Genomic DNA, 21,931 nt, shown 5'->3' with positions numbered 1-21,931 from the left:
TCTTCTTTTCTCTGTTTACTTGATGAAGCTCGCGTCAAAGGTCGCATTCAGGTCATCCGGCGCCTTGCGGATGATGCCTGCCTCCAGCAGGATGGCGGTGGCGTCTTTCATGAAAGACTGCAGTTCACCGGCAAAGAACTTCTGGTTGGCCGCCTTGTCTTGCCAACGCAAGAAAGAAGATGACTTCGCAAACTGCTCGCCCGTCTGCTTGACGGCGGCTCCCATGATCTCGTTGGACTTGGCTGGGTCGGCCTTGATCATGTCCAGCGCCTGGAAGTAAGAGTTAGCCAAGGCCTGCGCGGCCTTGCCGTTGGCCTTGAGCCAGGCAGGATCGCAACCCACGGTGTCCATCACCATCGGGTAGTCCAGCGTGGTGGCCAGAATCTTGCCCGCGCCGGGGTTTTCGCGCACGGTAGACAGGTAGGGCTCATAGGTCATGGCAGCATCGTTCTGCCCTGCTACAAAAGCCTGCGCAGCAGCCTGGGGGGACAAGGTGGTGGTCTTCACATCCTTGAGGCTCATGCTGTTCTTGCTCAGCATCCAGGCCAGGCCGAAGTAAGGCGCGGTACCGGGCGCATCCACCCCGACGGTCTTGCCCTTGAGGTCAGCAAAGCTGTTGATGTTGCCGCGCACGGCGATTCCATCAGCGCCGTAGGACTTGTCCATCTGGAAGATCTGCACGATGGGCACGCCGTTGGCATTCCAGGCCACATGCGTCTCTACGGTGGTGGCGGCGCACTGGATGGATTTGGAGGCCAGTGCCAGGTGGCGGTCTTTCTGCGGAATCATCTTGATCTCCACATCCAGCCCGTTCTTCTTGAAGATGCCTGCCTTGTCGGCCAATGTCAGCGGTGCAAAGCCCGTCCAGCCCGACATGCCCAGCACGATTTTGGTGTCCTGGGCCACTGCCTGCCCCGCAACCACTAATGCGCACGCCGCAGCGGCTGCCAGCTTTGCCATCTTCATCACCGATCGAGTCATCATCTGCTCCTGTCTGAAAAAAATGTGGGTTGCCTGTCCGGACGGCACCAAGCTCCTGCCGGTTCATCATGATGGCACTCAGGACATACCTGTCTATACAGGGTAAGTACCAACGACACCTCCAGAACACCAGGCTGCACTTGTTCAGCAAGAACAAGGCCAGCCTGAGCAACACCGCATTGAATTCTCAAAGATTTTGATTTGCTACTCTTTTGATAGCTGCCCACGCTTGATTCAAAAGCACTGGAGGCCAGTTTCAGCCTGAGGCAATAAAAGTCCGGCGCATTGACTGCAACGCACCGCAGCGGTGCGTGCAAACCCGGCGGAAACGGATACCTGGGGATGAGAAGCTGCAGCGCAGCCGTCAGGCAGGACTGGTGCTGCTGGCAGGCGGCAGCACCACCCGCACCAGCAAGCCGGGGGCCGCATTGCTGAAGTGCAAGGAGCCGCCATGGGCCTGCGCCACCAGTCGGCAAAGGTACAGCCCCAACCCCACGCCCCCCGTAGCCCGCTGACGCGCCGTATCTGGACGAAAGAAAGGCTCTGCCAGCCGCGAGAGGTGTTCTGGATCGACACCCGGGCCATAGTCGCGCACGCGCACCACCACGGCACCGGCGGCATCCCAAGTGCAGTGCAACTCCACGGGAGGCAAGGCAGGGTCGGTATGGCGCAGGCTGTTGTCCAGCAAGTTGCGCAGCAGCAACCGCATGCGCGAGCGATCCAGCGGCAGCAAAGGCATTTGATCCGCTGGCCCATCGGTGCGCACAGCCACGTGATGGGCATGCGAATGGCGAGCCGACAACTCCTCTACCACTTCGCGCGCCAGCGAAAGCAGGTCTACCGGTTCGCGATGAAGCGCCGCGTGACGTCCTGCCAAGCGCTCGCTCTCGAGCAAATCAGAAATCAGCCGCGCCATTTCCCCCAGGTCGCGCAACAATGCGTCCCGCTGGGGCTGGGTATCGGCGCTCTCGGGCAACAGCTCGGTATGGAGACGGGCACGCGTGAGGGGACTGCGCAACTCATGGCTCATAGCCAGCAGCAGCGCCCTCTTGGCTTCCAGCATTTGGTGGATGTCTTCACCCATGGTGTTGATGGTGGCTGCCAACTGGTGCAACTCATCAGGCCGACGTGTGGGCGGCAAGGCGATGGGTTGCGAGAAATCACCCGCACCAAAGCGCCGTGCGCCTTGCCGGATATCTTCCAGGGGGCTCAGAAGACGGCGAACCCAGGCGTAAGCAAATGCTGTGAGAAGCAGGAGCGCCGTGAGCGTGAACCAGGCGATGCGGGGTTTTTGCTCCCAGGTCATGGCGTTCAGCCCAAAGACGATGGTGTGACCATCCTCCGTCACCCGTTGCAGCAGTTTCTGCCCATCGACCTCAGCCAGCCAGCGCTTGTCGGACCGGACCGCATGGCTCATCCACTCGGGTCGGGGCTGCTCGGGGTGTGAATCCCAATTCACCTTCGGGCCCGCAATGTGCATGTGGATCGGCAGCCGATTCACGATGGCCCGGGCGCGCTCAATGTCCGGCGGTGTTCCCACCTCTTCCACCAAGCGGTCCACATAGTCCATCAGAAGAGGCCGCGCGGCCTCACGCCAGCCCATGGCAATAGCCTTTTGCACCCCGCCCAGGAAGATGATGGTCATGGCCAACGCCAGCACCGTGAACACCAGCATGAGCCGCAGACGCAAGGAGTAACCCACAGCATCGCGCGTGCGCCGATGCCAGGGGCAGGGTCTGATGCCCGCCTTGGGCGTGGCCGCGGCTCGCAAAGCCGCCGTGTCACTCCACCGTGCGCGGGAGCGACGGCGATGCCAACCCAGCCCTTTCACGCCTGCACCCTGCGCAGGGCAAGTGCGTAGCCCGCGTTGCGCAGGGTCTTGATGCAGTCCAGCGGCTCGAGCTTCTTGCGAAGGCGGCTCACCACAATATCAACGGCCCGGGTGTACAGCTCAGCATCGTGCCCTCGCAGCTGGCTCAGTATGTCGTCGCGGCTGAAAACGCGGCCCGGTTCCCGGGCCAGCAGGTGCAACAAGTCAAACTCTGTTCCTGTCAGCTCCACGGGCTGCCCCTGCCGCATCACGCTGCGGCGGCTGGTATCCAGGCTCAACCCTTCAAACTTGAGAATGTCTCCAGGCTCTGCCTGCACACTGCTGCGGCGCCTGCGCAGCACTGTCTGCATGCGGGCCACCAGTTCGCGCGGTTCGAACGGTTTGGGCAGGTAGTCATCCGCCCCCAGCTCCAGCCCCACAACGCGGTCCATCACATCGCCTCGCGCCGTGAGCATGATGATGGGCAGGTCGCTTTGCTTGCGTATGGTGCGGCACAGTTCAAATCCGTCCATCTCGGGCAGCATCACATCCAGGATGGCGGCATCAAAACCACCCTGCCCCAATTGGGAGAGGCCCTCACTGGGCTTGAGGGCATGGGTGAGGGCCATTTCAAACCGCTGGAAATAAATCGCCAGTGGAGGGCCCAGCTGTTCGTCGTCGTCGATAAGCAAAATCCGATGCATGGGGGATTCTTACACCATCACCCGCCAGCACCGCACGCCAGCGCACGGTGTCGCAAAATCATCCGGCGCAGCCGTGTCTGGGCCGCTACCTGAAGCTGATCAAACTGGTCTGCGGCATCCAGCAAGGCGGGCAGCACGGTTGCCGCAGCCTGAGGCTGACGGGCCACCAAACCCATGGCATGGGCGCGATCAAAGCGAGGGCCCCAAACGAGGGACATCAGCTCGTCATGCGGTTCAGCGACACCCGCCAACAGAAGCGGGCCATGTTGGCGCAGGCCGCGGGCCAGACTCAGCACGGGCTCTTCACATTGGGGCATATTTCACTCCCTTTTGTTCAGGAATGAGAAGACATCCATCCCCGGCGGCGCTGCATCATGTCGCGCACTTTTTGCTGCTGCTCAGGGCGAAGACTGTCATAGAAATCCCCCATGGCTGCGATGACCGAGGGGCTGCCCGACTGAATCGCCTGGGTCTTTTCGTTCACCAGTGCCTGGGCGGCGGCGCGGTCAAACTTGTCGCCAGATACCAACGCCTGCACTTGCGCGCGAGGCTCTGCGCCCGTGCCCGCCATGGCTTTGCGCTGGGCAACCAGCACCTCCGACAGCGCCTGGAGCTTGAGCTTCTGAGCCGCGTCCAGATCCAGCTTGCTCGCGATTCGCTCAACCATCTTCCCCTGCATCGCAGCCATGTGCTCGGGGCTGCCGCCATGCTGCCAGGGGCGCACACCTGAACACGCAGTGAGACCCCCCAGTGCAATACCCGCACCAAAAACTGCAAACAAAGATCTCTTCCACCAGGATTTCATGGTCCCCTCTTTTGCCAAGCGTTGAACATGGCATCCATGGTGCCGGACCAGCCCCTATCGGTCTTCTCTGGACGGTTTCGGTTTATTGCGCTTTGTTTCAATGATGGAGTATGGCGGCGTGGAGCGCTGCCGCTCACCCACCATCGCTCTGCAGCCCTGCCCCCATGGCAAACGAATCGCACAACTCCAGCAGTTGGCCTGCGTAGGGCTCTGGAAGATGCCCGCCTCGCAAAAGCACGGAGCGCTTGATGCCTCGAAGGCGAAAATACAGCTCGTCCTCCAAGGCCTCCACCTCTGCTGCATCCGCTGTGGCAAGGGATTCAGGATTCCACAGACCACTCTCGTTCCACCCCGTTCGCAGTCGCTGCAAAAGGAAAGCTGCAAGGGTCAACGCCCCCTGGTGCGCTGGCAAATCGGCAGAAGCAGCTTGTAGTCGAACACCCTCTTCCGCATCGTTCAGCACGGCATCCAACGCGGCAAGTCGCTGCTCGACTTCCTGGCGCTCCAGCACCGCAGCCTGCGGAGGCTGCGCACTCGCCGCCGCGGTGATCTTGCCGACCCAGTGAAGATCAAACTCGCCAGGCACGGCACGCAGCGCCACACTGGCGTGCAGCAGGTGGCTGTAGGGACTGCGCAGCGCTTGCAAAGTGGCCTCAGTCACAGCCAACATGCGCCCCCACCGAGAGAGATCATCGGCCTGCAACGCGTTGGGATAACCAGAGCCGTCCAGCTTTTCGTGATGCTCGGCAATCGCGCGGGCGACCTCGGGCGGGTAATTGGTAAGTTGCAATACCAGCAGGTAGCCCACATGGGGATGCACCACGAGCTGCTGGTAGCTTTCAAAATCCAGATCCCGGTCAGCCTCCGCTTCACCATGGTCAGGGCCAATGTACATCTCGCCCAGATCATGAAGCAGCCCGGACAGCATCGCCATGCGCACGGCCTTGTCGTCGCCCGCATCAGAAGCCATGAGAGCCCCGTTGAGCACCATCGCAGCCACCGCGTGCTCGAAACGCTCAGGCCGAGCAGTCTGCGCAGCGGTCAGAAGCAATTGCGCAACAGGGTGCAAGTTCAACTGGGAAACAAGCCCGAGCAGATACTCACGCGACTCCCCCACCAGTATTGCCAGCGGAGGCATCTTCGCGAGCAGCGCACGCACGGCATCAGCCAGAGTGGCGGGCGAGACCCCATCCTGGGCGACGAGACTCGTTTCCAGCGGTTCGCGCAACTCGCGATCCAGCAGCTTGCGCTGCAAGGCCGCAGAAACGGGCTGATTGCTCGCCCACAGCTTGATCCCCGAGATGTCGTAAATATCGGTCGCAGAAATGATGCGACGGGTTTCACTGGCCTCCAGAATCGTCGCCAGCGCGTGGGGATTTGCTGTACCAAAAGCATTGCGGCGGGTTGACACAGATGAGGTCATGGCGCACCTTTTCCGGAACGTGATGGGAAGATTATGGTCCCGACACAGTGCCAACGCACCTGTTTTGTGCAGCTCCACTCCGATGCTTTGGGTGATCAGGAGGCTCCATCGCCTGCTTCAACCGCACAAAAGAAAAAGCCCAAGCATTGCTGCTTGGGCTTTATCTTGGCGGAAACAGAGTCTTTCTCCGCCAAATGCAAGCACGTCCAACCTCTTCAAAATAAAACCTCTAAGTGATTGATTTATAAAGATTTCAATGAATTTTCACCTCTCGTCATTTCCAATGAAATCCAGTGAAATCCGCTCTAATCCAATCCATATTGGTAGATAAGATGGTGTAATATTTCTCACTCAAATCTAATGGCGGAGAATTTTAGCGATTGACCCCATAAAAAATCGTTTCAATATAAGAATTCAGAATAAGGCAAAAAATGCGAAGGAGCTCTCAGCCCTAGAAGTCGGACGCCTCACCTCTCCAGGAAATCATGCTGTAGAGGGGTTGCAGGTCTCTATTTATATGTTGTGGATTCAGGTGCAAGATCCTGGGTTCTCCGAACAATGATCGGCTCCAAGCGCCGACATATGGGGCGTGGCGGTTTTCCGGAGGTGCCTCTGGCAAAAGCTAAAGAAAAGGCTCGAGCCGCAAAAGAACAGATAACCCAAGGGATTGATCCGATAGCCCATCGGCTTGCCACTGCCAGCAGCCTCAAAGCCCAACAGGCCACAGAAATCACGTTCGCAAAGGCAGCTGAGGCTTATATCGAAGCACATGGCGAGAGTTGGAAGAGTCCGAAACATCGTGCGCAATGGACAGCGACCTTGACGACGTACGCGTATCCGCACTTCGGCAACTTGCTCGTCAAAGACGTTGCACAGGAACATGTCCTCAAAGCACTTGAGCCCATCTGGAAATCAAAAACGGAGACCGCCACCAGATTGAGAGGACGTATTGAATGCATTCTGGATTGGGCAACCGTACGCAAATACAGAACGGGTGATAACCCGGCGCGATGGAAAGGACACTTGGACAAGCTCCTGCCAGCCCCCGGCAAAATCCAGAAAGTGGAGCACCACAAAGCGCTGCCCCTGTCGCAGATGACTGCTTTCATGCAGGACCTGAGAACGAGAGAAGGGATTGCAGCCCGAGCCTTGGAGTTCGCAATTCTCTGTGCCTCTCGTAGCGGAGAGGTTCGCGGCGCCCGCTGGTCTGAAATTGACATGCAACAAGCTGTCTGGGTTGTACCTGCAGAGCGCATGAAAGCAGGCAAGGAACATCGTGTGCCACTCAGCACTCAAGCTCTGAACCTGCTGAAATCACTTGCAAAATCCGAAGCAAGTGACTTGGTATTCAGATCCACATCTGGGAGCCAACTGTCGGATATGGCGCTGACTACCGTAATGCGACGAATGAAAGTCGATGCTGTGCCTCACGGGTTTCGCTCAACGTTCAGAGATTGGGCAGGTGAAATGACAAACTACCCTCGCGATGTTGCGGAACAGGCCTTAGCTCATGCGTTGGAAAACAAAGTAGAGGCAGCGTATCGCCGAGGAAATGCGCTGGAAAAAAGGCGCCTAATGATGCAAGAGTGGGCGGATTACAGTGATGCATCCAAGCAAAGCGAACAGGGACTAACCTCAGCGATGCATTCACAGGCGGAGTCGCATCAGCTAATTGACATAGCAGGACGAAGCACCACAAGCGAGTGACTGAAGTTGCGACACTCCCGCGATGCCTCATTGCGAATAATGCTACATATCAAGACAGAAAAGACTCACAAATGAGTGCGGTGGAACAAGCAACAAATTGACGCACCGCACGTTAGATGTGTCGCCACGACTCATTGCTCTGCTGATAGCAGGATGTAACCTTGCGGCCTAACGCTACTTCGGTCAACTCAACCGTACTATCCGGTCTTCAGACGAAGACTCAAAGAGTAATGCTCACCCTCTGTGATTTAGCGAATTTTCGCGTTGAAACACGGAAACTTCTTTGCCAATGCACTATGAGAGCTCTGACCTGATTCAGCTATCTCTTCATCTTCAAAAGAGTAAAGACTTTTCGATTTCCTGAACCTTGCGACGCGCAAGCGCAAGGTTAGCCTTCGATTTATCAAGGACCAGATAAATAAACACCCCTTCTTGTTGCAGCATAGGTCGGATAATGTGGTATTGCTTACCCAGAGTAATCAGGATGTCATCAATAACGTCATCCAGTCCCAGTGCGCGCATGGTTTTGATTTTTGCTCGGACTACCTCTGTATTACCCGCTGCTGCCAGCTCCATGTCAACGCCACCTCCAGCACTGCCAAGCAGCATACCGCTAGTGCTGTCAACTACTGCAGCACACAAAGCGCCGTCAACAGCAACCAACTGACTCAAAGATTCATTCAGATTAGACACTTACTTTCCTTTTGTAGATTGGCCTTTAAAAATCAGACTGTGGCGGCCAATAGAAAGCCACACTCCTAAAATCAGGATTTGGATGAAGTAGCAAGCGAAGAGTCTTCCACCAGAACTTTCGCAATCTCTCCGGCCGCCCAAAGCAAGCGTCCCAGAACCCCTCCGCGCTTAAGAACCATACACAGGATGCAAGGGAAACCGCCTCCTATAGATTGGAAAAGTACTACATTCCCCTCTGCCTCAAAAATGAGCCTATTACAAGAATTAGCTTGAATTTCGCGAGCAACTGCGCGCCCCATGGCCATGAGTGAACTAGACATTGGAGCCAACCGATTGATCCGAAAATCTGAGCCTCTGCTAAAAGAAGCAATGTCAAAACCGTCTAAAGTGGTTATTAAAGCGACTTCTAACCCTTCTATGGAGGCGGCATAGTCACCCAAAACTCGGTTAGAGGTATTAATTAATAGCGGGGGAATTGAAGAGTATGAGGGATTCATAACAACTCGCTGCGCAATGAAAGCATGGCAACCAAAACCTCCAGAACTTGAAGGAGTTGATTTCGATCCCGAACATCAACCGGCAGAACTGGCATCACGCCAAAGCCAGCTGACAATAAATCATTCGAAAAGGATAGAATCTGGTCGTTTGAAGCTTCGCGTGCGCAAAGTATTAACGTCACAGGACGTGTCGGAGCGAGAGAGATCTCCCGTAGCAAATCAGTGGCTGACTCCATCACCTTTTCAGAGCCTAAGTCCACCATCACAAATATGCCAACAGAGACAGATATAAGCCATTGACGAGCGAAGTCAAAACGATCTTGACCTGGGCAACCCCACAGTTGGACTCGCTCACCGCCGCCAAGATCTATTTCACCAAACTCGACGCCTACTGTGGTGTGTTCTTTCGTATGAGCGATCCGATCTAGGTTTGGAACATCAGACGAAACAATGTCACTGCCGCACAGAACACGAATCGCAGTAGTCTTGCCAATCCCCATCGGGCCCAATAAAGCAATACGATGCATTCCGTCCGTCATATCAGAGGAGCCGAAATGCTTAGTCATACGCGCACCGTTCCGATGATCCAATTGCTGAGACGCTGAACGAACCGTCGATAGCTACTGTGTGTAGAAGATCTCGATTTAATGTCCACCTTCCCGCTCGGCGGAGAAGTAACCTTACTTACGTGTAGCACTTCTCGTTTTTGGAGCTCCATCAGCAGGGCGCGTACTTGATCTTGGGATAAGCCGGAGTGATTCTTGAGTTGCGACAGCGTTGCAGCCTCGCGCGTCATTAGAGCCAGGGTTCGAACATATTCAGTTCGATCAAATGGAGGGGCTAGTGATATCCAACTCATCAATTGGTATTTGACACTAAAGGTATGTTCAGCGTGTGACGTGCCATGCCCTTTGATAGCCAAAGTCGAATCATGAATTCGGCTCCCCTTCCAATCCATTAGAAATACAGCAGCTCTGTCCAGTATATCGATCAATTCTGAGACGGTGTAGTTCTGAGGCAATAGCTTCACCCAGTCAAAATTATGTGAAAAATGTTTTGGCTGCTCCCCAAGCCAGATCACACAAGGTGGCCAACTCGGTAAATTGATATCCATTACGGTGCTATCGAGAACCAGCACCTTCGCATGCGAGAGCTCTGCCTCACTCCATGCAAATACCGACTTTCGTGAGGCAACAGAAAATAACTCGAGAAAACGCGCCCGGAGGTTCTGAGACAACAAGCAGGTTGCTATATCTCCATTCAATTTCCTACTCATATGCACACACCTCAATCAAATCCGCAATTACCAAGCACAAGGCAATCTAAACACCTAAAACAACCAGAGATACTACTTTTTTAAAAAGCAGAACCATAACCAATAGATTAGATTATCACCAAACAAATCGCCACCACTTTCAAGAAACAACCTTAAAAAACCAAAATAAGTAAGGCATTAAGTTGCACTCTTCTTTTTACGGCGTCGCTGAAGATAGAGACCGACTAATCCGAGCATGCTAGAAGTCGCAATTAAACCCACCTCATCGAGAACAGGAATTGGCTCGACACCGGTGGCATTCGTAGTTGCACTTCCAGAACAAGTCAATGTTGCAGTAGCGGGTACCTGCATCTGTCCAAGAGTGGTATTGAATTCCCCTGTCAATGCACCATCTTTATTTCCGAGCAAAGCGGAGCGAACACTACTACTATTGGCAGGGGTAATAGTATTAGTAATTGTCGGAGATGATAGACAAATATTCGCAGCTTCAGTGGTTTTCGGCCATTCAACTTCAGCAGTAACTTGGCAACCAGTTATCGGAATACTAGTATTTGTAAGACTTATAGTCGAGCTTCCTGAAACTGCTGTGAAGCTACCTCCTTGGCAAGAGTGCGATGCACTCACCAAACGAAGAGGAGAAGGCAAAATATCTGTCAGATTTGCACCAGGCACCACAGTACCCAGACTTGGGTTCTTAAGCAAGATGATGAGAGTACTTCGCCCCCCTAGGGAGATTGTCGTCGGTGAAAAGCTCTTGCTCACGCTCGGAGAGTCCGCTATCCGAACATCCCCATAAATGAAATCTGCTCCCGCAGAATTGGTGGCACGAAATGTAATTTCGCGCACATACGGTGTCAATTTTATTTTTAGCCCGTTACTCTGAATATTACCAGAGCCAGGCGTAGTGACCTCAAGCTGCATACTGCCAGCATTCCACACAACCTGTGCTTGCTGAGCGTATGTGCCTGCACCGACTGGATTGAAAGTGCGCGGAAACGATATTTCATCCCCAAAATTGCAGGACTCTAACAGCAGACTGAGTGGATTAACACATTTGGCGCTAATGTATTGAGTGCTAGACGCTCTCTGATCCCCTACTCCTATTTCGTAAAAAACATTATTGTTTGGGGACACCTTATAAGTGGTGCCAACTGGAAACCCTGGATTTCTAGCAATGTATGTATGATCTGCTGCGATGAAACTCTCTCCCGTATACGGAGATACTTCCATATTTCCGTTATTTCCACTCACAGCAACTGATGAGGAGGCGCCTCCTAGTACTTGCGAAGAAAACTCCAATAAGCGCACATTCTCCGCGGCACCTACTTCTGCAACCACACCATATGCAACCATCAAAGCAAAGATATGTCGCCTAGGAAAACAGCAAATTGAAAGTTTGATCATACACCGACCTCCGTTTTTTGAAATTACCGATATTTATGGAAATAATTAGAAACGCTACGACCTGCTGAAAAACAGCATAAATTCAAATATCACAAAAAACCATTTTCGAATTAGAAAACGTTCACTGACTCAGCTAAGCGAGAGGATCGCTCCTTGAGAGAAAACGCTGCAGTAGCTGATTCTTCAACTAATGAAGCATTTCTCTGAGTAATTTGATCAAGCTGCATAACAGCTGAATTGAACTGAGTGATACCGGCAGATTGCTCAGTGCTCGCAGTACTTATTTCAGATATCAAATCACGAACTTGTTGAACTTTCTCAACAATACCTCGCATTACATCGCCCGCAATATCGGCCTGCTGAGCGCCATCCTCCACCTTAGCAACGCTTGTACTTATCAACAATTTAATCTCTTTTGCGGCATTGGCACACCGCTGAGCAAGACCTCGAACCTCACCAGCAACTACGGCAAAGCCTCTCCCCTGCTCACCTGCCCTTGCAGCTTCCACGGCAGCATTCAACGCCAATATATTTGTTTGAAATGCTATTCCATCAATCACACCAATAATATCTGCAATTTTTTTGCTAGCATTTCTAATTTCTTGCATTGAATTAACTACCTGATTTACCACCTGACCACCAGATGTTGCGGAGTCACTGGCACTACGAGCCAAACTTGTGGCATGCACAGCGGCTTCTGCAGTATTCTTAACATTGACGCTCATTTGCTCCATTGATGAAGCAGCACGCTCAAGATGGGTTGCTGCCGTTTCCGTTCGCTCGCGTAAATCATTATTTCCTTGAGCTATTCCACTGCTCGCCATATGTACAGCCGACACTTGCTCACGGACGTCATCTACCAGAGACCGAAGATTGAGGCTAGACTGATTCACCGCTCGTAAAATCATTCCTATTTCATCGACACGATTGAGATGTATACCTTCGGCAGCTTGACCGGATGCAACACTTAATGCTTGCTTCTGAATCAATTTAAGAGGTTTTGATATTTGATTTTCCAGCCAAATACAGACCCCTCCCAAGAGAAGCCCAACCAAAAAAAGACTCAGAATAAGTGCTTGACCAAGAACACCCAAAACTATTAAATTAGAAAAAAATATTATTGCAACGATTAACATTGCGAGTCGAATTCGCCATCCGACCGACATAGTTTGAGATAGTGACAGAAAGCTCAGAATTCCTTTTTGAACGACCAAGCCCTGATAAAACGCTCGCGATCCGGCTTTTTTTTCACGGATTTTTTATATAAAGACTCAGCTTTTTGAATCTCAGACGAACTGGGTTTTTTCCGCACGGACATATATCCCGCCTCCCTCCCATCTCTTACCACTGGAGTTGCGCTAGCGCGTACCCAGCAATGGTCACCATCTTTGCGCCTATTTTTTACCAATGCAGTCCATGATTTTCCTGCCATCAAGGTCTTCCACATATCAGCAAAGGCTTCTTGCGGCATATCTGGATGCCTAACAAGATTATGTGCACTACCAATAAGCTCATTCTTATCAAAACCACTCACAGATATAAATACTGAGTTTGCATAAGTTATATTGCTTTTCGTATCCGTGGTAGACATCAACGTAGCACCAGCTGGTATTTTAAATTCACGACCAGTGACAGGATAATTTTTGCGCATAACAACTCCTTGAGCAACTAAAACATGTGCCTCAAATAATCCACATCCGATCCAGCAAATACAAAACCAACCTATTTACTACTAAATCTTGCCAAAGCCTTAATCTCTATTCTCTCAGGATCCTTAATTATTATTTTTTTATAGCCAATTGAAATTAATCCATCCTGCTCCAAATCTCTCAGAGCTTTATTGACATGTTGTCGTGAAGATTGAATTAAAACAGCCAACTCTTCTTGCTGAATAGACAACTCCAGATCAGGAACACGTGCTCCATGCTTGGCGGCGGACAAACCAAATTGGTAGATTGCAGAAATCAATCTGTCTCGTATCGCACCTGCATAAAGTACTAAAGCCAATTTGATGCAGTGCCTTTGATAAACAATTGCCGCTTCAGCGGTAGTTTTCCACAAGACAGGAGAGCTCTCCAATTGCCCAAGAAGTACCTTTGCAGAAATAGAAAGAACCTCGACCTCATCTACGGCATAGAACTCGTATTTTGGCTCATCATGGAAGAATTTCTGCGCTAATTGAGACAAGCCGATTAGTGTTGAAGGGTACGCAATTCCAAACTTCACAACTTCAGCCTCATTGCGCAGACATGTCCACACCGACCCTGACAAAACAAACACCAGATTCTCCCTGGCGTCATCGCTATAGACAAGGTCCGATTTAGAGAAATGACGCACCTCACATCCCGCTAACAGCTTATCAATCTGCAGATCATTCCAATTAGAGAACCATATACTCCTTGAAAGCTTATTCTTTACAAGCGGAAGAGACGTCGGCGAAATTTTCATACTCTTTCAACTGCAATATCTAAATACTTAGACCAGCTATCAAAGACCGAATACCTATTGCTACCGATCTTTTTTGCTTTATACAATGCATCATCTGCAAAGCGCATCACTTGACCTAGCGTGACTCTTGAGTCCCATAACGCAATACCAATGCTTACGGTAACCTCTACGCCGCAAACAACAGAGCCCTCTATCTGCGCGTTAATTGCATTAGCAAGACTGCACGCTTCAATAAGATTGCCTTTCTTAAGAATGGCAAACTCATCACCTCCAAGACGACCACACAAGTCGACTCCTTCAGTTTTTTGCAGTATCTCTGCAATTTTTACTAGTACCTCATCCCCCACGTCGTGACCAAAAGCATCATTAATATTTTTAAATTTATCAACATCGATCAGCAACACGTACTTCTCATCATTTGTATTGCCATCAAAAATATTCTGCATTTGAAGCAACAAAGCTCTTCGATTATTTATTTTCGTCAAACTATCTTTATAAGCCAAATCAACAAGATACCTCTTACTTTTATATATTCCGACCCTATCAAGAAAGGTACGAAAATTAACCAAAGCACCAAAAGATACTGACGACAACATTAAACAAAAGAGCCATCCACTTTCGTCATTTGCTAAAATCCCATCCCAATCATGGACTAACATCCAACAAAAAATAATGCAGCTCGTTATGAAATAGGACATGGGCTCATAGTGCAATGTCGACATTGCTACCATAACAACTGCACATATAGATACGTGCCAAAACACTGAGTTAAATGATTCGCCGCTGATGACAAATAAAAAATTCACACAAAAAAACTACAAACACAACTCTTGAAAAAGCCCCGACAACATAGCTTTGAGAATTCGCTGAAATAACAAGGCTAAAAAGCATCAAGCAAGCGGCAGAAATCAACGAATAGATCGACACCTGATTCAAATCAGGGTGAACAACATAGGCAAAGGCGCATGCAAATATCGCCATAAATTGCACTAGCAAACTAGAGCGCCTGCTGTTTTCTTCTTCGAAATTAAAATAATTTATGTACTCACTTGAAGTCAAAAAGCCGACCGAGCCATCCACCTCCAAAATCATTTCATTTAACTTCATACACGCCAATGGCAGTTTAGAGATAGATATGAAAACCCATCGCTTTTATTTAGCAAACAATAGATAAAGAACACATTTTTTAACAGTTTTTCAAACCATGCGAATGCAGTCAACGAACGAATGTCCGAATGAGGACAATCAAAGCAATGCAATTGGTTATTTGACAATCTTTAACATTGATTCACTTCGAAATTTGAGTGATGGCCCTTGAGTGCACCCTGCCGCCGATGGCAAAAGGAGCCAATGACTTCCCGCTCTTTGCTGGATGTGCCCGTGCACTAATCAAAAGCACTTGGTATATCTGGTACTGCAATCAGAAGTGCGACGTGTTCGGTCCGTGGGCACCGGCTCATCTGGACGCAAGAATCCAGTGCGATTTGGGCACTAAAGTGAGCGCTCTCCAGCGTGTATCGCAACCTTGCTCCGCGAACCTCCAAGGAGGGAACAAAGGCGCCCCTTACCCAGGGTGGAGGCTGGCACCTAGGGCTCAATGTGCAAACTTGGGCTTCCCATAGCACGTGCTGCGCGCCTACATCCTCAGGTAGCGCATCATTCAAAGGCGTTTGCGACGCCTGATTCTCTGCAGTTGGATGATTTGCGTAGTGGACCTACAGCCATGGCCACTCACCCATGCTACCCAGCCCAATTCAAGCTACTTACCTCTCGGCCCGCAAGGTCTCTCGGTGCTGCACCGTTGTATACGATGACGGAGTATTCGAACTAAACTGACGAACCTACGTCCACTGAAGTCATCACGAGAAAAGCACCGAAGTCAAGCCGAGCCGCAGTACAACTACCGAAACCAAGCGGATGTGCAGACAGGATCAAACACGCATTTCGCACGGGGAACTCATTGCCACACCAATGAAGCTGGGCTATTGAAGCGGAATGCGCCCCAAACCAGCAGTTGTGCTGTAACGCACATTACGCCACGCAGCGAAACAAAACTGGACATACCGCTTTCTGAATTCTGGCAGTTGAGTGTGAGTGATCGAGATTCGCTTAAAGCAGTCGCAGCAAGCGAATGAATGCGTCTTCTAAAAATTCTGACCTTATGAACAAAGACATCCGAGAGCTGGATCGCCAAATTGCTGATTTACAAGCGCGCCGTGACAAGCTGATAAGAGAGCACAGGAGCCAAGCCATTCAGACGGCCCGCCGGCTAGTTGAGGAATTTGGACTGACACCTTCACAAGTAGGCCTGGGCTCCATCAGCCGCAAACCACTTCCTCCATCTACCAAACGGCCTACCACCTTCTACGATCCCAACCATGGTCTTTCCTGGGATGGTTCATTGACCAGCCGTGGACGAAAGCCTGCATGGATAACACAGGCCATTGCCGACAAAACCATCGAGTTCTTCCGTATCAAGGTGCAGTCAGCGACGACCGATTCAATCTGAATCGTCAGGCGTGGACACAGTGCATATGTCTTTGCTCACCCCATAGTGGGAGGGAGTTCGAATTTGCGAGGACGGCCCCTGTTATATCTAGATCAACAATGCAAAGCTTCGAATAGCGGTCGGCTTCATGCAGATAACAATTGTTGTATTTATTGATGTGTAATCGCCCCAAGGATGGACTTGGATGCTCTTAGGATCAAAGCTCTTCAAAGTGCCCGCTGTACGGTCTCGCATTTATGCCTCTTCCTCCTGTACTCGATCGCTTTTCTCAAGCTCAAGAGCCCCTATGGGCTCGAATACTGAGTGAGTTGAAAGCAGGGAAAAAGCGCAGTCACTGGATGTGGTTCGTTTTCCCTCAATTCAAGGGGTTAGGCCGCAGCGAAACAGCAGAGCGGTATGCGATTCAGTCGATTGCTGAGGCGCAAGCATACTTAGCACACCCTATTCTCGGTAAACGTTTACGCGAGTGCTGCCAGATACTCCTGGGCCTAGACGCATCTTGTGCTTCGGATGTTTTTGGAACACCGGATGACCTTAAGTTGCACTCATGCGTGACCTTGTTTTCTGCGGTGTCTAATGATGAGCCCGTCTTTCAGGCAGTTCTTGATAAGTTCTTCGGGGGCGAGGCGGATCCAGTTACGACAGCACTATTGAATTAAGTGCTATTAGCCCACAAAGCGACCTCTCATTGAAACAGCAATGAAAGCATGCACGCTGGTAGCGACTGATCAAGGTAGTAGGCTCCACCGTGAGCAGCTATTGCGCTGGTCATGACGACGACAGCTGATACCCGCCAGCTTATTGGTTTAGAGGATCGGGTGGACCTCGTAACCTCGAAGTCACATCCCGCAGACGGAATGCTCCTTGCAGCACCGTAATGTGCTAGTCGAAATGTACAGGTTGCCAAGTCGTAACTGCACATAAGATTCTGTGTCGTCTCCACAGTAGCCAAGAATTGTTTTTTGCTCACCTTTGTTGGTGCTCTCAGCCTTGGCCAGCATGATTGCCTTGCTAGTATCGATGCGCTCGGTGATCAGTCGTACGGCATAGTCTTGACCAGCCCTGCGCTTATCCAGTCTCATCGCCAAGTGCGGATCTCACGAGGATTGACATCGGGGCGTTCGTGCGGAGCCCGCCATTGAGCTTCTCCCTAAGCATGGGTTTCCTGCCGATCTAACCTAGCTTTCAGTCTCGACAGCCTTGTTTGCGCTACAGGCTTTGTTCCGTACCAAGCTAGATCCGTAGATCCACGCTTTGGTAGAACTTCACGCCAAAAATCAATGCTGACTTTTTTGCGCTCGTTAACTCGGGGGCAAGTAGCCACCATGGCTCTTCGCCATACTGGACGCGCCATCGCCTTAGGGCTCCCAGGCATCAGTCCCTTTGCTGTTAGCAAATCGATGATTACTCTCAGAATTTGATCGAGACACCTTGTGCATAGCTGGCACATGGCGTATCCGTAGGATGGTCACTCATCGGGTAACCGGTAATCCCAACCGCGAAAGCTTGCAAGGGTCCGAGACAGCAGCCCATCTTTCACCGCTGATTCCGACAGGCTCGATCACCTAATGCAAGAAGTGAAGGTGATCTATCGCCTCCAGGAGAAACCGTCGGCGTCCGACACCCCATTGGACACTACTGATGCCACCAAGTCCATGTCGCCCACAAACTCCCAACGCCCAGCGCATTTGGTAGAGCGGGAAAGGCATATGAATCACCGAGTCCTGACATAGACCGTTCATCTACTCATTCGGCTTTCAATGCGAACACAGCCTCCTGCGATTTAGGCAGGCCTCCTTATTGCTCAACCAAAATGCAAACAATTGTTATTAAGACAAATTAATGATCTAAATTGTACCGATTGTGACTTTTTTTGATTGACGCATAGAGATCCATTTGAAAGACTTTCAAATAGAAAATTCAATCAAATCCTTAAATTATTACACAAATCAATAAAATTCTCATGATATTTTATTGACATCTTTAGCCACTATATTTTATCTATTAATTATGCATGTCTTTCGCAGATTCTTTTTTTGCTTGCTATTATTGAGTGTGGGGCTAGCTTACGGTCAAATTAGCATATTTAATTCGCTTCAAGCCGGTAGCCCTGAGCCGGGATATTGTGCAGCCACACCTTTTAAAATGGCAGTAGTTCTGGACGTACCGTCCGGCAAAAACTACAGACTGTCCGAGATAACTTGGTCGTTAAGCTACGAAACAACAGATCCAACTGCGGACTTTCAGCTCGCCATCTATGCAGATGGAGGGACAGGGCCAGGCTCCATCGTGGGGACTTATTGGAATCAGCAAACACCCTGGTCCAGCTTTCCATCTGTAAATGATGTCTTGGTTTCCGGTGGGGATGTAGTCTTCAAGCCTGTTAATCCGGTCACGCTGCAAGCGGGTCAAAGATATTGGGTTGTGGGCGGATTCACAGATATCGCTCGTTGCGCCGGATATGCACGCCAAGGTGGGAGCACTTCTGCTAGTGGCCCCCTTGTTTTGAGCAGCTACTCGCAGTTCTATGCAGCCATCGGTAACCCCTCTTGGCAACAAACGTCAACTCCAACAAGCATTAAGTTGGTCGCTCTGGCAGTGAGCGTGGTCGACGACGGGTACGCTGTATCTGTGGATGCGCCGACTCCTTTGAATGTCACAAGCAATGATGACATTGGCGCCACTCTCGACACTAGTTTCCCACTAACACTATCAAACCCAGTTGCGGGGACCTTGAATTACTCAGGCAATCAAGTGCTATTCACACCCAGCGCGGCCAGTTTTACTGCGCCAGTGACCTTTACTTACCGGGCCTGTAAGGTAGGTAACGATTGTGGAACGGCTACAGTTACCCTCACTCCCTCGCGAGCGACGCCTGTACCTACATTAGAGACAACAGGATTACTATTGACAGCGTTGTTTGTCGGCGTGGGTGGGGCGCTGACGAGCCGCAGGGACAGGCGCTTCGGTTCGAGATGATCCTGTGAGCGACAGATCATTAAAACTCTCGTTTTTTGGCGTTCCAGCCTGTGAGAGGTAGGTCTCTAAAGTGTTATCTGCAGATGAGGACTAGGACCCGTAACCGGCTATTTGGTTTGATCCCAGTCACCACAGTGAGCGAGATATTTAGTCGCACCAGTCTTGAAATACTCCCAGAGGTTGGATAAGATTCGATGGACGACATAAAGCAGTATCGAGCGGAGTTCAAGCTCAAAGTGGTGGCAAGCTTTTTTGCAGGTAACGATTTAAAGCTTCCGCGGCCCCCTCAAGGCCGAGTACTTCTGCGTCGCAGCGCACACTACCATTCATGCACGCGAAGGAGCATGAATCGTCCCGGTTTTCGCTGGCCGCTGCCATCATCGCCTTGCGAAAGATCAGTCTGCCCGTTAATATTATTTACGGATAAATCCAAAGACGGCTCTGCGCCAACTCTCTCCGACCTTGCGACCAAGGCAAACGCCGGGATGTTTGGCAAGGCGAAGCCATCGCCGTGGGTACCCGCCAGAATTCATAAGAAAACACACACTATCGCTTTATTGATAAGCGATAGTAGCTATCTCTTCGATAGCGTTTCGGTATCGGACTCACCGGCGGTCCGGTGGTTTTGACGCCAACAAAATGCCCACTTCAGTCCAGCCGTTCTCGCAGCGGGCGGTGGTCTCGCCCGCGTGCATGCGGGCAATGGCCGCTGTGATGGCAAGGCCCAAACCGTGGTTTTTCTGCCCATGCGTGCGTGAGGTGGATGCCCGGAAAAACCGGTTAAACATGCGCTGCAAGGTGGCGGCTGGCACAGCCTCGCCCTGGTTGGCGACCGCCATGCGCACCCACCCACCCGCCACTTGCGCAATGCGCACCTGCACCTGCGTGTCGCGCGTGGCGTATTGCGTGGCGTTGTCCAGCAGGTTGGACAGCGCACGGCGCAGCAAGGCGACGTCAAACTGCCCACTGCCATCGCCCTCAATGCGCAAGGTGAGGCCCGCTTCGGCCAAGGCGGCCTCATGGTACTCGGCCACTTGCGCCGCCAAGTCCGCCAGGCTGCCCACCGGCACGCGCCGCGCCAAGGCACCGCGATCGGCTTGCGAGAGAAAAAGCATGTCGTTGACCATGGCCTTCAGCCGCTGCAACTCCTCCAGGTTGGAGGCTAGCACCTCGACCATCGCAAACCGCTCGGGGTGCCTGAGGGTCAGCTCATTGCTCGCCAGCAGCGTGGCCAAGGGCGTGCGCAACTCGTGGGATACATCGGCATTGAAGCCCTCCAGTTGCTGGTAGGCAAGGTCCAGCCGCTCCAGCAACCCGTTGAACTGCTCCAGAAACGGCGCCAGCTCCGCAGGCTGCCCGGCCATATTGAGCCGCTGGCCTAAATTGCTGGCGGACAACGACCGCAACTGCCCCGCCAGCTGGCGAACCGGACGCAGCCCCAAACCAACGAGGGTGAAGCCGCCCACCGAGATCAGCACGGCGCCCACTAATGCGGCCACCGCCAGCGTGACGCCCAAGCGCTGCAGGTGCTGCACATCGCCCGTGATGTCCATCGACAGCGCTACCCGAAAGGCGGTACCGCTGCCCTGCGGTGCCGGCACTTCGAAGACGCGGCTGGCGCGCGGGGCACCGTCCTCTGCAGGCAGCACGTCAGGAAACAGCAGCACGCCCGATGCAGAGCGCACCACCAGCCGAAAGTTGTCGTGCCCGATCAGGAAGTCCTTGAGCGTGTGCTCCGCCGGCACGTGCTCTTCCGTGTTTGTCAGCAGGTGCCGCACGATGGCCTCTTTTTGTGCCAGCGCTTCATCTTGCCGGGCCACCTGGTTGAGTGCCGTGGCCAGGTACACCACCAGGCACACGGCGCCCAGGCCCAGCAGACTTTGCACCGCCAGCCACAGGGACAAGCGCGCCCGAAGTGACTGCAGCCGCAGTGTGCGCCCCGGCATGCTTAGCGCACCTCCATCACATAGCCCATGCCGCGCACGGTGTGCAGCAGGGGGTTGTCAAACGGCACATCCATCTTGGTGCGCAGCCGCCGTATGGCCACCTCCACCACATTGGTGTCGCTGTCAAAGTTCATGTCCCACACTTGCTCCGCAATCAGCGTGCGCGACAGCACCTGCCCCTGCCGCCGTAAAAACAGCGACAGCAGCAAGAACTCTTTGGCGGTGAGGTCCAGCCGTTGGCCGGCGCGCGCAGCGCGTCGGCGCAGCAGGTCCAGTTGCAAATCGGCCAAGGCAAGCACGGTCGGTTCGCTCGCCTCGCGCGGGCCCAAAGCGCGCCGCAGCAGCACCTGCACCCGCGCGCACAGTTCAGAAAAAGCAAACGGCTTGACCAGGTAGTCATCCGCTCCGGCCTGCAAGCCCCGCACCCGGTCTTCCACGCTGGCGCGGGCCGTCAGCATCAGGATGGGCGTATCGTGCGTTTGCCGGTACGCGCTCAACAAGGTCAGGCCGTCAATGCCCGGCAGCATGCCGTCCAGAATCAGCAGGTCGTAGGCGCCTTCGAGCGCCTGGTGCAGGCCATCCACACCGTTGTGCGCCACATCCACGGCATAGCCCGCCTCGCTCAGCCCCTGGCGCAGGTAATCGGCCAGCTTGGCCTCGTCTTCAATGATCAGAATTTTCATGGTCTGGGTGTGCCAGCGTGCGCCCCTGGCGGCCGCCCAAAGGGGGCGATGGCAGGGGCCGCTTGC

The 21,931-nt window shown here is 52.5% G+C and carries 18 protein-coding genes and 1 pseudogene; 3 read left to right on the top strand and 16 right to left on the bottom strand.

Features of this window, described 5'->3' with window-relative positions; translation table 11 throughout:
• Positions 1-15 precede the first annotated feature (15 nt).
• The 6 genes from AACH87_RS09985 to AACH87_RS09960 form a co-directional block, all read right to left on the bottom strand.
• A complete protein-coding gene (locus AACH87_RS09985; RefSeq protein ID WP_338798664.1) occupies positions 16-981 on the bottom strand; it encodes an ABC transporter substrate-binding protein in 966 nt (321 codons plus the stop codon).
• Between the two features lie 364 nt (positions 982-1,345).
• Entirely contained in the window at positions 1,346-2,656 is a 1,311-nt protein-coding gene (locus tag AACH87_RS09980; protein ID WP_338798911.1) for a HAMP domain-containing sensor histidine kinase, read from the bottom strand.
• 152 nt (positions 2,657-2,808) lie between these two features.
• Positions 2,809-3,495 (bottom strand): response regulator transcription factor, encoded by a 687-nt coding sequence (locus AACH87_RS09975; protein ID WP_338798663.1) that lies wholly within the window; start codon positions 3,493-3,495, stop codon positions 2,809-2,811.
• A gap of 17 nt (positions 3,496-3,512) precedes the next feature.
• On the bottom strand, positions 3,513-3,812 hold the full coding sequence (locus AACH87_RS09970; protein ID WP_338798662.1) for a hypothetical protein: 300 nt from the start codon (positions 3,810-3,812) through the stop codon (positions 3,513-3,515).
• Between the two features lie 17 nt (positions 3,813-3,829).
• Entirely contained in the window at positions 3,830-4,300 is a 471-nt protein-coding gene (locus AACH87_RS09965) for a Spy/CpxP family protein refolding chaperone (RefSeq protein WP_338798661.1), read from the bottom strand.
• Between the two features lie 133 nt (positions 4,301-4,433).
• Positions 4,434-5,723: an HD domain-containing phosphohydrolase gene (locus AACH87_RS09960; RefSeq protein WP_338798660.1), complete on the bottom strand. Its 1,290-nt coding sequence runs from the start codon at positions 5,721-5,723 to the stop codon at positions 4,434-4,436.
• A 558-nt stretch (positions 5,724-6,281) separates the two neighbouring features.
• On the opposite strand from AACH87_RS09960, the gene AACH87_RS09955 reads away from it, so the two are divergent.
• Entirely contained in the window at positions 6,282-7,430 is a 1,149-nt protein-coding gene (locus AACH87_RS09955) for a tyrosine-type recombinase/integrase (RefSeq protein ID WP_338798659.1), read from the top strand.
• Between the two features lie 333 nt (positions 7,431-7,763).
• Here AACH87_RS09955 and AACH87_RS09950 read toward each other — a convergent pair whose 3' ends face one another.
• The 8 genes and pseudogenes from AACH87_RS09950 to AACH87_RS09915 all read right to left on the bottom strand — a co-directional run bounded on the left by AACH87_RS09950 (position 7,764) and on the right by AACH87_RS09915 (position 14,855).
• The gene (locus AACH87_RS09950) at positions 7,764-8,123 is read right to left on the bottom strand and encodes a hypothetical protein (protein WP_338798658.1); all 360 of its coding nucleotides are present in this window, start codon (positions 8,121-8,123) and stop codon (positions 7,764-7,766) included.
• Positions 8,124-8,616: 493 nt separating this feature from the next.
• Positions 8,617-9,186 (bottom strand): GTPase, encoded by a 570-nt coding sequence (locus AACH87_RS09945; protein ID WP_338798657.1) that lies wholly within the window; start codon positions 9,184-9,186, stop codon positions 8,617-8,619.
• Positions 9,183-9,857, bottom strand: a complete 675-nt coding sequence (locus AACH87_RS09940; protein WP_338798656.1) for a hypothetical protein — start codon at positions 9,855-9,857, stop codon at positions 9,183-9,185. The genes AACH87_RS09945 and AACH87_RS09940 overlap by 4 nt, the downstream gene beginning before the upstream one ends.
• Positions 9,858-10,073: 216 nt before the next feature.
• Entirely contained in the window at positions 10,074-11,300 is a 1,227-nt protein-coding gene (locus tag AACH87_RS09935; protein ID WP_338798655.1) for a hypothetical protein, read from the bottom strand.
• A gap of 110 nt (positions 11,301-11,410) precedes the next feature.
• Positions 11,411-12,951: pseudogene (locus tag AACH87_RS09930) on the bottom strand (methyl-accepting chemotaxis protein).
• A 71-nt stretch (positions 12,952-13,022) separates the two neighbouring features.
• A complete protein-coding gene (locus tag AACH87_RS09925) occupies positions 13,023-13,748 on the bottom strand; it encodes a Crp/Fnr family transcriptional regulator (RefSeq protein WP_338798654.1) in 726 nt (241 codons plus the stop codon).
• A complete protein-coding gene (locus AACH87_RS09920) occupies positions 13,745-14,446 on the bottom strand; it encodes a GGDEF domain-containing protein (protein WP_338798653.1) in 702 nt (233 codons plus the stop codon). Before AACH87_RS09920 ends, AACH87_RS09925 begins: the two co-directional genes overlap by 4 nt.
• Positions 14,447-14,516: 70 nt before the next feature.
• Entirely contained in the window at positions 14,517-14,855 is a 339-nt protein-coding gene (locus tag AACH87_RS09915; RefSeq protein ID WP_338798652.1) for a hypothetical protein, read from the bottom strand.
• Between the two features lie 1,054 nt (positions 14,856-15,909).
• Between AACH87_RS09915 and AACH87_RS09910 the strand changes: the two genes are divergently transcribed.
• A complete protein-coding gene (locus tag AACH87_RS09910; protein ID WP_338798651.1) occupies positions 15,910-16,257 on the top strand; it encodes an H-NS histone family protein in 348 nt (115 codons plus the stop codon).
• Positions 16,258-16,493: 236 nt separating this feature from the next.
• Complete coding sequence (locus AACH87_RS09905; protein WP_338798650.1) at positions 16,494-16,916, top strand: DUF1810 domain-containing protein; 423 nt, start codon at positions 16,494-16,496, stop codon at positions 16,914-16,916.
• A 2,925-nt stretch (positions 16,917-19,841) separates the two neighbouring features.
• Here AACH87_RS09905 and AACH87_RS09900 read toward each other — a convergent pair.
• Positions 19,842-21,182 carry a heavy metal sensor histidine kinase gene (locus AACH87_RS09900; protein ID WP_338798649.1) on the bottom strand — a complete coding sequence of 447 codons (1,341 nt, stop codon included), beginning with the start codon at positions 21,180-21,182 and terminating at the stop codon, positions 19,842-19,844.
• Between the two features lie 2 nt (positions 21,183-21,184).
• A complete protein-coding gene (locus AACH87_RS09895) occupies positions 21,185-21,865 on the bottom strand; it encodes a heavy metal response regulator transcription factor (RefSeq protein WP_338798648.1) in 681 nt (226 codons plus the stop codon).
• Positions 21,866-21,931: the final 66 nt, after the last annotated feature.

It is taken from the genome of Acidovorax sp. DW039 (genome assembly GCF_037101375.1).
In the GTDB taxonomy this organism is placed as follows: domain Bacteria; phylum Pseudomonadota; class Gammaproteobacteria; order Burkholderiales; family Burkholderiaceae_C; genus Acidovorax.
Note: the sequence above shows the minus strand (reverse complement) of the source record. Positions and strands in the feature narration are given on the sequence as shown.